Below are 12,925 nucleotides of genomic sequence, written 5' to 3'. Positions count from 1 at the left end.
TGCTGACACCAGGACTCTCCCGCAGGAGCGGCGGATGTGCTCCCCGACTCTGCCCTATGAGCGGTTCGCGGACAGGCGTGGGTGGACCCCGGATGGACCGGCAACGGCTTCCAGGCAAAGGCCCTTGACCCCGCGAGGGTCCAGCTCCAACCTGTGAACGCGGGCCCACTGAGCCGGCACGACCTGGTGCTCCCCTCGCCGACGGCCGGGTCGTGCCAGGGCGCCGAGGCGGCCCCCAGCCTCCCGAGGAGTCCCGGTCACGGACCGGTCCTCCCCACCGCGGCCGAGGGAGCGTCGCGGCACGACTGTGGGCCGCGTGGCCCGTCCGGGCCGGTCAGCGGCATTGGCCCGGACCCAGGCCGACGGAGCGTCTGCAAACCAGCCTCTGCCATCCACCGGCGCATTCGGCGCGAAGCCCGGGACAGGCGAAGTGCCTTACAGGTCAGTTCTCTTCGAGGACGTCGGGCTGCTCATGGATGATCTCGTCCCAGAGCAGCTCGAAGCTGAACCGGGCGAGTTCGGTGTCTCCGAAGCCGTCGCGCGCCGAGCGAGCCTGTTCGGGGGACAGCGGCTGGGGCAGTCCGGCCGCGTGGGCCAGTAACTGGACCTGAGCCGCGCTGTCGAAGGTGAGGAACCAGTGCACGGCTTCCTCCAGCGTGCTCCCCACGGTGATCAGCCCGTGGTACTTCAGCAGGAGCGCCTTGTGGCTGCCCAGCGTCTCGGCTATCTCCTCACCCAGGTCCAGTTCGACGGAAGGGCCTTTGTAGTCGTCGTACAGGACCTGGTCTTCGAAGAAGGCCGCGGACTCCTGGTCGAGGGGCTCCAGCAGCCGGCCCAGTGAGCCGAGCGCCCGGGAGTGCACGGTGTGGGCGTGGGCGATGGCCGTGGCGTCGGGCCGCAGCTCATGGATCTTGGAGTGGATGACGAAAGCGCTGGGGTTGACGGGCCGGCTGCCCTGCACCACGAGTCCCTCGCTGTCCACGAGGATGAGGTCGCGGACCTTGACCCGGTTGAACGACACCCCGAACGGGTTGACCCAGAACCAGTCGTGGCGCTCGGGGTCGCGGACGGAGAGATGGCCGGAGATGCCTTCGCCGAACCCGTACTTGCCGAACAGGCGCAGGGCGACGGCGAGCCGCTGCCTGCGGTGGCGTCGTTCGTCGGCGGGGGAGCCGAACGAGGGCGGCTCGGGCAGAGGGAGCCCGGTGGCCGTGTCGGCGAGGAAGGGGGCGGGCCCGGCAACGTGCGGGTCGGTCATGAGGACACCTCGGTAGACGGAGGACGGACGGAAGTGATGTGACCCGACGGGACGCGGCCGCCGGGCGGCGACCGGACAGGTGTCCTGCCCGGCATGTGATCGCGCAGGGAGGCGGCTATCTCCTGGGCGCGGTTCACCATCGCGGGAATGCCGAAGGTGAAGAAGAAGGTGCCGAAGGCGAGGTCGCCCAGGACATGGAAGCGGGGGTTCGATTCGCCTTTGACGACGAGCCGGCTGCTCTCCCGCTCCACGGACAGGCCCCCGAAGGGGTTGTGTGCGGCCACGCCCGCCGTGACCAGCTCGTCGATCAGCGGCCGAGCTGCGGGCGGGAGTCTGTCAACGGGCGCGTTGACCGCGTTGACCACATGGTCGACGTAGAGTCTCCGCGTGTCCGTGTCGGCGGCGAAGCCACCTCCTGGCGAGGGAGAGATGTGCCGCAGGCCTTCGACGATCCGCAGCTGACCCGAGTCAATCAGCCCGAGCAACGTGGCAGCGCTGGCGGGTGCCATGGGACAGCACAGGGCGTGGATGGTGCGGTAGTGACTCCGGAGCAGCTCCGCCTTCTGCTCGTCGGCCAGTAGGGACCACAGGCCCGGGCCGGCGTCCGGCACGGCGGACTGCGCGATACGCAGGGCGAGGCTGCCCGAGTCGACCTCGTCGAGCTGGCGCCGCAGACGTGCCGTGGGATCTTCCCGGCCGAGCGCGGCGATCTCCGCAGCGAGAACCCTCAGATCCTCGCCCACCTGAGCCAGTTCCCTGCCGAGGACACGGGCGGCGGTCGCGAGCCCGACGGACCGTCGCGCACCACCCCCACGGAAGCGTTCCGCGGTGAAGTGCCGCAACCGGTGCGACACCGGGCGCTGACGTACCGCGGGCAGGACACCCTGCCGGGACAGCAGACTGATCGGACCCCGATGGCCGACCGCGGCGAGTGCGAGTACGGCGTCGACAGCCGTGAGCCCGCTGCCGATCACGCCGACCGCGTCCTGCGGGCCGATACCGACAAGAGCCTTGGACACAGGATAGGGATCGGGGACGAACCCGGCAGCGCCGTTGAGCTGGTACGTGTCCTGCGGTGCCCCACGGCCCACACACAGCACCACGTAGTCCGCAGAGAGACGACGGCCGCGGTCGGTGACCAGGACGGCACCGCCGTGAAGGGCCGGCCCGGCACCGACGACCCGCTCGCGTACGACGTTCACCTGCCCGCCCTGGGCTGCGAGATCCCGCATGCTCCTGCGCGCGGAGTGCTCGAGATAGGTGCCGTACACCGTCCTCGGGACGAAGCGGACCCCGGAGTACGGATCGACCTGGCCCCCGGTGACGCCGTCGGCCCGGTCCCTGGCTGCCAGCCAGCGTTCGAAGTGCAGGGGGTCGCCGTGGCGCACCGACATGTCGCCGACAGGGGAGTTGAGCCGGACGACTTCGTCATCGTGCTGATAGGGCCGCCCACGCCACAGGTGAGGCGTCGGCTCGAACACGGTGATCCTTCCAACAGGAGTCTCGGCCTGTGCCAGCGCATCCAGCAGGCACACGGCTGCGGCACCGCCGCCGATGACGGCCAGTTCGACATCGCAATTCGCCATATCGCTCACGCCGTCACGTGGAAGCCGACACATATCGCACGATCCCCGGAATCCGGATCACTCCGTCGGAATTACGCAGCAAATCGATACCCTCGGCGACCTCCTTTTCCAGTTCACCGAGTCGCGCCTGCGGAACCCTTTCCCAGAAGGACCGGAAACCATGACTCCACGACCACCTAACCCAGTCCTCACCGGACAGAAGCTCCAGAGAGTAGGTCTCGTCGCACACTTCGATTCCGGTGTACCCGGCTTTGAGGAGAGCCGCGTCCGGTGCTCCCAGCCAACCGTTGTCCAGGTCCTCGAAGAACGTTTTAGGGTGCACACCGACCGACTCCATGACGGTCCCGAAGATCTCCGGCACGAAGGGAATTCCGTCCTGCTCCGTCAGCCGTGGATTGCAGAAGGCGAATCGGCCGCCGGGATTCAACAAGGGCCGGTATCGTTCCAGGACTTCCGCGGAGTCGGGCAGCCACACGAGGACCATGCTGCTCAGGACGAAGTCGAACCGCGCGCCGTGGAACTCCGGCCGGAAAGCGTCCATGAGCTGCACCGAGACGTTCCCCAGTCGCTGGGACTCCGCCGCTCTGCGTGCTCGCCCGACCATCCCCGGAGCCAGGTCGATCCCCACGACCCGCCCCTTCGGGCCGGTGGCCAGCGCCGCGGGGAAAAGGCACGCTCCGCTCCCGCATCCGACATCCAGGACGCTGCTCCCCGGCTCGACCCGAGCCTTTTCCACCAACCTTCGACCGAGGGGCGTGAAGAAGGCGGCACCTGTTCGGTCGTAATCCTCGGAAGCCCGATCGAAGACACTCGCCAGGGCAGCACTGGACTGCTGAAGCATCAGATTCCCTTTCTCGCTCGTGAGAAGCACGAGGCCGATGTGCGGGAACAACGCCCGCCGCGCCGAGCTGAATCAGCGCATTCTTTTCCCCCACGGTCAGGCCGCTTTGGGTGGTCGCAGACTCTACTGACCGTCCCGATCCCCTGCCCCATTCCTGACACCGCTGACATCATCACAACCGGTGTCAGATCGCGTGGAGCCGGCAGGGATGATCGGAAGGCCTCGCTATTCCGGTGCCTGACCGACGCCGAACCCCGAAGCCTGGCCATTCGGCCGGTCCGTGACGCAGCCAGGGCATGCGAGTCTGCTGCCCATGCGGATGGCCTCCCGGCGAGCGGTGCGACAGCGATCAGCGCATGGCCCTGGTCACGGCGCGGCCGTCGCGCAACTCTCCGAGTGGCGAGCGTCGTTGAAGGGAGCGGTGCCACCCTGTGGCATATCGGTCTTGTCGCTTCGGCAATGGGATGGTTCGGACGGCCCGAGGACGAGCGTGCCGGCCGAGGTGCAGCTCACCAGGACCGTCGTGATGGCTACGGCCGCGACCGCGGGCGTACGCCGGATCCGCCATGCGAGCCGACGTGGCGGCGATACAACACGGTGGTGGGAAGGGCTGCCGACCCGCGAGGCCAGGTGCGCGGCGCCGCCCATCAGGAGGCCGTCCGGAGATCCATCACTGGTGGGTAGGGGCACGGCACGACTGCCTGTGGGGGAGGACTGTGTCCCCCTCCGCACGAAGCCGTCCCAGGGCATACGGATCGCCCGGGCGAGGCAGCCGGACGCCCAGGAACCGGCGAAGGCTCCGCACGGGAAGCGATGACGTCCGGTCGCCCTGGGCTCAGGATCCAGGCCCGTTCGCGGTCAGGCGCGCTGCCAGAGTGCCGGGACGTTCGGCGGTTCCCAGCCGGCCTGGGAGGTGTGGGTCTGAAGACACGAGTACCGCAGGCCGTTGTAGGTCACCTGGTTGCCCGGGGCGTACGAGACGCCGGTGGCCCAAGTGGTCGTAGCGGTCGGAGTCGGTGACGGGGTGGATCCGCCGCTCTTCCGGTACAGACGGATGTTCCGGACGTGGACGTCCGTGCGCTGAGACATGCCGGTGCGGCCGTAGATGCCGCACTTGAAGTAATGGGTGTTGTCGCCACGGTCGTCGAAGGTCCTCTTGAGCTGACCGTTCACGTATGCGGAGACCTTGCCCGCGTCCGCATCGTGCACGACGTTGAGGCGGATCCACTGGTCGTACACCGGGGAGTGGATCTGCGTGGTGGAGTCGTAATAGTTGATGCTGTCGGTGTTCATCGCCAGCGTCATGAAGGCGGTGGCTGCGGAGGCGGCACCGAAGACCTGCTGGACGCAGACCCGGTGTGCGCCCGCAGCGATCTTCATGTCGCATTCGAACTGCGCCGAGCCGGAGGTGTATTCGTCGGCGAACCTCAGCTCGCTGCGGGGTCCGGAGGAACTGTCCGGCCAGAGGACGGGGTCGGTGTCGTAGAGCCAGAAGTGGTGCAGCCCCGTGCCGTCCACGGTGTGCCGGGTCAGTCCGGTCGGCTGGTGGACCTTGTAGTCCGCGCTGACCGCGGTCCAGCCCGAGCCGATCGGTGCGGCGCCCGCGGGGCGCGCTGTCCAGAGTCCGGCTGCCGTCAGGCCCAGCGCGGCGCCCGCCGCCGTACCACCGGCCAGGAATTTCCGCCTGTCCATGGAGCTCCTTCGTTCTGAGGTGCCAGTTGAGGCGCAGTCGCGGGGCTGAATCGACGCTGCGGCGCGGCCCGAGCCGTCTTACCGGGCCGGTGTGCGCGGGTATGGATAGGACCGCACCTCCAGAGGGACCGGCCGACAACGGTGACCACCCGCCGGCGCAGGAATCGTCCGGCCATCAACTGCGCGCCAAACGATGGCCTAGACCAATTCCGTGGTCAAGGCGCCGACGTGAGGCGCGGATCGCCATGCCGCCGCCACCCCCAACGCCCCTCATGCGTGCGGCACCTGTTCACCCGACGGCCGAAACCACCGCGCCGTCACCGTCGCCCCTGTTGAACAGGCCTCCGCAGTGCCGCACCGATGCTGTCACCGCCCCATGTACGCCCACGAACCCCGGCCGCCACACGGAACACATCGCCAACGGCGATCCATTCGCGGTCCATCCACACCGCCCGGAAGCTGGCCGACGAGGCTCGGTCCGCGCGACCCGCGAGGGTTTGGTGGACGATGCCGACGGAGACTTCGTCCAGGCTCAGGCCGAGGCGAAATCGCCCGTCCAGCCACGCACCGAGTGGACACGAGCCGTCTTCGGATACGAGGCATCGCTCTCGGAACGGGGCGCGACCTCGAAGAGATCGATCATCAGGAGGAGCGGGTAGCCGGGAAACGGAGGCAACCGTCGCACGACAACGCCCTCGCATCCGATGACGGTGCCCTGATGTCCCCAGATCGCGGTCCAGGTGTGCGGCTTCGACGCGTCCACGGGCAGGGTCACTTCGGCCATGTCGGTGGTCAGACGCGCGTCCGAATGCGCCTTCACTCCGCATCGCGCACGGCTCTGGGTGTCTCCGACACCTTCGGCGTCGATCTCGAAGACGCAGACCTCACCGGTGTCCTTCTCGGACAGATGCTCGCTTCCCACCAGCCACGCCGCGAGCATGCAGCCCTCATCCACGCTTGCGCTCACGGTCACATCCACCCGTCCGGCCGCGGGCGCCCACAGCATGCGTTGAGGGGTGGGCGTGCGGACCACCAGTCCGTCCGGACGATGCCGGTGGGTTCCTCGCTCAGAGCCAACCGGGCCGGAGAACACCCCGGTCTGCAGGTTGGACACCCGAAGCGGAGCGTCCTCCTCCCGCCAGTCCGACTGGTCGGCGTCGATCCGCAGCCGCAGGCCCGCACGGTCGAAGTCGTAGCGTGCCAGGGAGCGTTCGGGCGTCGTCCAGTGCGGCAGGTAGTGGTCGACCCAGTTGTCCGTTCTGAGCGTCGGGGTGGCGAAGTCGTCCTCGAGATCGGGCTTGCGGGCCGGGGCCTCGGGGAGCCGGATGGTGCTCGTCATGAGCGCATTCTCTCTTGCCGCAACCCCCGGCCCGTCCGGTCGTCGGCTCCCCCTCCGCCCGGAAGGCGTAGCCGTACCCGAGTGTGCGGCTCCGGCGCAGGTCTCGTGGCCCCTCGCGCCGGGCACGCCACCGCGGCGACCGCGCCTACGTCCGACGTCCCCCCAAGTCGCCCGTGAAACGAACCCGGAATTGCTCGTGTCCCGGATTGCCCGAGCCGTAACAATCTAGGATGGAAGGGACGGATCAGTGGTCAGCGGCCGTGGCTGGAACGGGAGTTCCGGCGCGCGGCCTGAGCTACGGGGGTCTCCGCATGCTCGAAATCACGCTCTTCGGTCCGCGCCGGACCTCTGGGGGCATGCGCCGTATCACGGCCGGGGGCAGCGGGACCACGCTGCCCGTGCCGCCGGCCGCGGCCGACCTCCTCGCCTATCTCGTGCTGAACCGCAGCCTTCCGCGCCCGCGGGAGGAGATCGCCTCCGCCTTCTGGGGCGAACTGCCCACGTCGCATGCCCGTCGGCGGCTGAACACCACCCTGTGGCGACTGCGTCAGGCGATCGAACCACCGGGCACGCCCCGCGGTACCTATGTGCTCATCGAGGCCGCGGACACTCTGGGGTTCAATCCCGACAGTGACGCACTGATCGACGTGGCGCGGTTCGAGACCACGGTCGCCTCGCTCTCTCACGGGTGCGACGGTGCCCCGGCGGGTACGGCGCACAGACCCGGGGCGGCTCGCGAGCTCGACGAGGAGACCGTCGCTCAACTCGCCGACGCGGTACTGCTCTACCGGGGCGATCTGCTCGAAGGCGCCTACCACGACTGGGTCATCACGGAACGGGAGAGGCTGCTGGGTCTCTATCTCTCCGCCCTGTCCCGGCTGGTCGGCTGGCACCGGCGGGCAGGCGACCACGACGTGGCCCTGCACTACGCCCAGCTGATCCTCGACCGGGATCCTCTGCGTGAGGACGTTCATCGCACGATCATCCAGATCCACGCGGCCGCCGGACGCCGCACCCACGCCCTGCGCCAGTACAAGTTGTGCCGTCAGCTGCTGGCGGACGAGCTGGGCGTCGAGCCCCTGCCGGAGACCGCGGCGGCGGCGCACGCGGTCGACGACCGGGGCAGTCGGCCACCGCGGCAGGGGGGCGGGGTCCCGGGGAACCAGGTGGAGGTCCTGACCGAGCGGCTGTTCAAGGCGCAGCGCGAGCTCCGCGACCTCACCGCTGTGCTGGAGCAAGTGATCGGCGAGCTGCGTGAGATGACGGAGGCGGGCTCCCGGCGCGACGGGCGGTTCATGCGGGCACCCACGGCCCCGCCCGGCCCTCGCCGGGCGACGAAGACCGCGCGGAGATAGCCCGGCGACAGCGTCGAGACAGCCTCCCTCTACAACGGTCGGCACGCCTCATCACGGCCGTCGCACGTCCGAACGGACGACGCCGATGGTGGGACGACCTCGGGCCGCTGACAGGAGAGCCATTACGTGATCGACGATGTGACCTCCACCCTCAGGGATCTGATCGAGAGCCGCTCCGGTCTCCCCGCGGGCTGGGTGGAGGTGAACTCGCTGGACTCCGGCACCAATCTCACGCAGGACAAGCTGCATATCTGTCTGTACGCCATCGAGGAACACGGCCATGTGCGCAACGGCCCGCTGGTGAGCACGCCGGCCGGGTACGAGCGGCCGCCGCTCGGACTGGCGCTGTCCTATGTGATGACCTTCACCGGAAACCATCTGGAGTGCCAGAAGCGCCTCGCCCGAGTGGCGCAGGTCTTCCATTCCACGCCCCGGCTCGGGGCCGCCGAGCTCAGCCCGGCACTCCAGCCGCTGGTCCAGCAGCTCACCGTGCGGCTGCGTGCGCCTTCCTCGGAGGAGCGGACCAGCCTGTGGACCGCGTACGGCCGGGACTTCCGTCTCGCCTTGTACTACGGCGTCGAAGTGGTCCCGCTGCCCCCGCTCGGTTCCGAGAGCACCACCCGGGTCACGGAGCACCGCGTCACGTACGCGGAGGTCAGGCGGTGACCACTGTCCGGCCGGTGGGTGAGTCCGCGCGCCGCACGCTCCGGCACGAGGTGCGCGCCGTGCACGCGACGTCCGGCGCGCCGGTTCCCGTCTCCGCCGCGTTCGTGGGAGGGCCGCCGACGGGTTGGGAGCTGCGCGTGGTCTCGGCGGGCTCCGTCGCCGTGACCGCGCAGGATGCCGGGCAGCAACCGCCGGTTCCGCGCGTACGGCTGCGGCTCACGGTCGCCCCTGCCGCCGCGATGCATCTGGCGGCACCCGAATCGGTGATCACGCTGGACCAGGGTGTGGTGACGCACCGTTTCGTCCCCCGGCCGTCGATTCTGGAGGTCGTGCTCGTCACCGCGCAGGGACCCAGTGTGGGTCGAACCGTGTCCGCGCACCCGACCAAGGGCGTCGAACCGGCCGCGCAACTGCCCGAAGTGCCCGGCGAACCAGGCTGCTACCGCTCGGCACCCACGGTCTGGACCGAGGACTTCCACCGGTTCGAGATCCGCGTCGACGGAAACCTGCTGCGCAGGGCCTTCCTCGACACCGCCCGCCGGACCACCCGCATCCGGCTCATCGACACCACGACGTGAGCAGCGCTGGAGGCCAGCCGTGATCAGCTATCAGTCACCCGGCGTCTACATCGAAGAGGTCGCCGCCGGTCCCCAACCCATCACGGCCGCGCCGACGAGCGTGGTCGCGATCGTCGGCGCGACACAGCGGGGCCCCGTCCAGGAGCCGACGCGGATCACCGGCTGGTCGGAGTTCCAGGCGGTCTTCGGTGCCCGTCCGGTGCCCGGCGGGTACACCGCCCAGGCCGTCTACGGGTTCTTCGAGAACGGGGGACCGGCGGCCTATGTCGTGCGTGCCGACGACTCCGTACGCGCCACCTGGGATGTGCTGCGCGCAGACAACGCGACCGTCGGGTTCGGTGTCGAGGCGACGTCTCCCGGGAGCTGGGCGAACGAGCTGGGTGTCGCCGTCACGCTCGACACCACCGCAGGCAGCGGCGTGCTCTACGCCGGCCGGGTGAAGCTCGCGGCTGACGACTCCCTCGCCGCCGGGCAGCACCAGAAGACCCTGACGGTCAGCTCGGTCGTCGGCGTGGCCGCGGGTGACCCGGTCCTGGTCGTGACGTCCACGGGCACGCCCCGGGCGGCCACGGTCGAGTCCGTCGACGCCACAGGGTCCCGGCTCACCCTCGCCGTGCCCGCGGGCACGGAACTCGCCCTGCCGGCCAAGGCGACGTGGGTGGTGGCCGCCGTGCCGTCGACGGGCACGGCGTTGAGGCTGGCGACGGGCTCCGGTTTCCAGCGCGGGGACGTCGTGACGGCGGTGACGCCTTCGATGGGCAGGGCGTCAGCGGTCGTGGAGGGCCTGGCGGCCGCCGCGCCCGGCCTGATGCTCACCCTGGCCGCGAAGGTGAACCAGGCCCTGCCCGGCGGCGAGTTCGCCGTGCGCGTCGTACGCCTCACCGCCGATCTGCCGGCGCCCACCTCTCCCGACCCGAAGGTCGTGCCGCTGAGCGCGCTGTCCTGGAAGGACGCTCCCGCACCGGAGGCCGCGGACCTTCAGACAGGGCACCAGGCGGTCACCGCCGCCGGGCTGACGGGTGTATGGGAGAAGGCCAGGACCCGGCTGGAGTTCCCCGCGGACGTGCCGGCCGGACCGGTCGAGGTCGACGTACAGCTGGCGGCCAGGCAGTTCCGGGAGACGGTGACGCTGGACCACCCGTCACGCGCGTCGCTCGCCGAGAGGTACTCGTTCGTGCCGGACGGCACGGTGGTGAAGCTCTCCGGCGCTGGCGGCGACACGCTCTCCCTCACCCGCGACTCCGCGAAGGACGACGGCTGGGCCGCCGCGGCGAGCGACCCCGCCGACAAGGTGTGGACCCAGGTCGACATCGCGAAGCCCGCCGATGCGACCAAGGGCATCGTGGTGCGGTGCGTACGGCCCCCCGAGCCGGGCAGCGACTTCGTCGAGCTCGAACCGGACAAGCGGTACCCCGTCGCCCGTGCCGACCACAAGGGCGGCAATGTCTACGTGGTCTCCGTCGAGGGCACGGCACCCGTCCCCGTGGGAGACACCGGGCGCTACCCGCTGTTCGCGTTCCAGACGACCACCCTGAACCCGCTGCGTTTCGCCCTCAGGGTCACGGAGCGAGGCGCGGAGGCGGAGAGCTACACCCAGCTCGCGATGCACCCGGACCATCCGCGCCACTACCGGAGGGACGGCATCGTCAACGGCGTGTCCCCGCGGATCACGGTGGGACCGCCGGCCGGTGGCGCCCTCACACCGGACACCCTGCCCCGGTTCGTCCGACCCAAGGTGTCCGGTTCCGACCGCCCCGTCACGACCGCCGGCCTCAAGACGGGCTTCGATCAGCTCGAGCGCGTCACCGAGCCCGCGATGGTGATCTGCCCGGACCTGCTGACCTTCGCGGACCCACTGCTCCAGGCCGACGTGGTCGGGGCGATGACCCGGCACTGCGAGGAGTTCCGCCGCATCGCGATCGTCGACGCCCCCGCGTACGGCGACGACAGACAGCTGGCGGAATGGCGCGGCACGGTCGTCAACAGCGTCCAGGCAGCCACCTACGCCCCGCACGTGAAGATGGTCAATCTCGAGACGGATGCGGCCGAGCGCATCGTGACGGTGCCGCCCAGCGGCTTCGTGGCCGGGGTGTTCGCCCGCACGGACCGGGAGCGGGGTGTGCACAAGGCCCCGGCCAACGAACGCGTCAAGGGCATCGTGGGGACGGCCGAGGACTACACACAGCGACGGCAGGACCTGCTGAACCCGGCGGGGGTGAACCTCATCCGCGCCTTCCCCGGCCGGGGCACACGCGTCTGGGGCGCCAGGACGTCCTCCGACGACGCGCTCTGGCGGTACGTCAGCGTCCGGCGGCTGTTCAACCTGATCGAGACGTCCGTCGAGCGCAGTACGAACTGGGTCGTCTTCGAACCGAACACCCAGGACACCTGGCTGCGCATCAGGGTCTCGGTGGAGAACTTCCTGGACCAGCTCTTCCGCAGCGGTGCCCTCGCCGGTACCAGTCCGGAGCAGGCGTACCGGGTGCGGGTCGGGCTCGGCGAGACCATGACCGAGACCGATGTCGACCTGGGCCTGGTCGTCACCGAGGTGGCGGTGGCCCCGGCCAAGCCCGCGGAGTTCGTGATCTTCCGGTTCAGCCACAAGCGGCTGACCGAGTGACGCCTCCCGTGTCCCCGTGAACCGATCGACGCAATGAGGAGGACAGGCCATGGACTACCCGATGACAGCCCTCAACTTCAAAGTGGGATGGGGGGATTCCACCTCAAGCTTCTCCGAGGTGAGCGGGCTGACGATGGAGACGGAGACGGTCGACTACCGAGGTGGCGCACACCCCGAGCAGACCGTGCGGAAGATGCCCGGGCTGCGCAAGTACGGCAGCGTGACGCTCAAGCGCGGGATCGTGCCGATGGCCGGGAACGGGCTGTTCGCCTGGTTCGACCAGGTCCAGTCGGGCGGCGACTTCCGGCGCGTTGTCACCGTCAGTCTGTGCAACGAACAGCAGGAGATCGTGATGACCTGGACCATGAAGAGCGCCTGGCCCGTCAAGCTCGAGGGGCCGGGCCTCAAGGGGACGGGCACCGATGTGGCGATCGAGTCACTGGAGTTCGCCCACGAGGGCATCACGGTCACGATCCCCTGAGCCATGGACAGCATCGGACACCCCTACACCACTGCCTTCTTCCGGCTGCAGATCGACGGTCTGACGATGGCGGACTTCAGCGAGTGCACCGGGCTGGCGGCGGAGACCGGGGTCGAGGAGTACGCCGAGGGCGGTGAGAACCGCTTCACGCACCGCTTCCCGGCCAGGGGTTCGGCACCCAACCTGGTGCTCAAGCGGGGCGCCACCGCGGACCGGGGGCTGTGGGACTGGTACTCCGAGTACGGCCGCCTCGGCAGGGTCGGCCCCCGGGACGGCCAGGTGCAGCTGCTCGGCATGGTGGACGGGAAACCGGCGCCCGTGCGGGTCTGGTCGTTCCGGCGCGGCTGGCCGGTGAAGATCGCCGGTCCCGACCTCGACGCGATGTCCGTCGGCGTCGCCGTCGAGTCAGTCGAGATCGCCCATCAGGGACTCACCCTCGTCACCCTCCCCGGCTGACCGCACGTTGCTCGGCCCCCCTTTCCGTACCCCCGCTTCCCGCAGCGCACTTG

The 12,925-nt window shown here is 69.5% G+C and carries 11 protein-coding genes; 6 read left to right on the top strand and 5 right to left on the bottom strand.

What is annotated here, in order from left to right:
- Positions 1–442: 442 nt before the first annotated feature.
- The 5 genes from ACZ6SQ_RS01165 to ACZ6SQ_RS01145 form a co-directional block, all read right to left on the bottom strand.
- On the bottom strand, positions 443–1,258 hold the full coding sequence (locus tag ACZ6SQ_RS01165; RefSeq protein ID WP_469555252.1) for a class II aldolase/adducin family protein: 816 nt from the start codon (positions 1,256–1,258) through the stop codon (positions 443–445).
- On the bottom strand, positions 1,255–2,844 hold the full coding sequence (locus tag ACZ6SQ_RS01160; protein WP_469555247.1) for an FAD/NAD(P)-binding protein: 1,590 nt from the start codon (positions 2,842–2,844) through the stop codon (positions 1,255–1,257). Before ACZ6SQ_RS01160 ends, ACZ6SQ_RS01165 begins: the two co-directional genes overlap by 4 nt.
- Positions 2,845–2,857: 13 nt before the next feature.
- The gene (locus ACZ6SQ_RS01155; protein WP_469555244.1) at positions 2,858–3,685 is read right to left on the bottom strand and encodes a class I SAM-dependent methyltransferase; all 828 of its coding nucleotides are present in this window, start codon (positions 3,683–3,685) and stop codon (positions 2,858–2,860) included.
- 858 nt (positions 3,686–4,543) lie between these two features.
- A complete protein-coding gene (locus ACZ6SQ_RS01150) occupies positions 4,544–5,377 on the bottom strand; it encodes a carbohydrate-binding protein (protein ID WP_469555241.1) in 834 nt (277 codons plus the stop codon).
- Between the two features lie 532 nt (positions 5,378–5,909).
- Positions 5,910–6,716 (bottom strand): LamG domain-containing protein, encoded by an 807-nt coding sequence (locus ACZ6SQ_RS01145; RefSeq protein ID WP_469555238.1) that lies wholly within the window; start codon positions 6,714–6,716, stop codon positions 5,910–5,912.
- Positions 6,717–7,027: 311 nt separating this feature from the next.
- On the opposite strand from ACZ6SQ_RS01145, the gene ACZ6SQ_RS01140 reads away from it, so the two are divergent.
- From ACZ6SQ_RS01140 to ACZ6SQ_RS01115, 6 genes are all read left to right on the top strand, one after another.
- Complete coding sequence (locus ACZ6SQ_RS01140; protein WP_469555235.1) at positions 7,028–8,071, top strand: AfsR/SARP family transcriptional regulator; 1,044 nt, start codon at positions 7,028–7,030, stop codon at positions 8,069–8,071.
- 126 nt (positions 8,072–8,197) lie between these two features.
- The gene (locus tag ACZ6SQ_RS01135) at positions 8,198–8,737 is read left to right on the top strand and encodes a Pvc16 family protein (protein WP_469555233.1); all 540 of its coding nucleotides are present in this window, start codon (positions 8,198–8,200) and stop codon (positions 8,735–8,737) included.
- Entirely contained in the window at positions 8,734–9,315 is a 582-nt protein-coding gene (locus tag ACZ6SQ_RS01130) for a hypothetical protein (protein WP_469555230.1), read from the top strand. Before ACZ6SQ_RS01135 ends, ACZ6SQ_RS01130 begins: the two co-directional genes overlap by 4 nt.
- 19 nt (positions 9,316–9,334) lie before the next feature.
- Positions 9,335–11,935: a phage tail sheath family protein gene (locus ACZ6SQ_RS01125; protein WP_469555227.1), complete on the top strand. Its 2,601-nt coding sequence runs from the start codon at positions 9,335–9,337 to the stop codon at positions 11,933–11,935.
- 49 nt (positions 11,936–11,984) lie between these two features.
- Positions 11,985–12,416 (top strand): phage tail protein, encoded by a 432-nt coding sequence (locus ACZ6SQ_RS01120; RefSeq protein WP_469555224.1) that lies wholly within the window; start codon positions 11,985–11,987, stop codon positions 12,414–12,416.
- A 3-nt stretch (positions 12,417–12,419) separates the two neighbouring features.
- Positions 12,420–12,872 (top strand): phage tail protein, encoded by a 453-nt coding sequence (locus ACZ6SQ_RS01115; protein ID WP_469555222.1) that lies wholly within the window; start codon positions 12,420–12,422, stop codon positions 12,870–12,872.
- Positions 12,873–12,925: the final 53 nt, after the last annotated feature.

Source organism: Streptomyces sp. NPDC048600, assembly GCF_055587025.1.
This window is presented reverse-complemented; position numbering and strand designations above follow the sequence as displayed.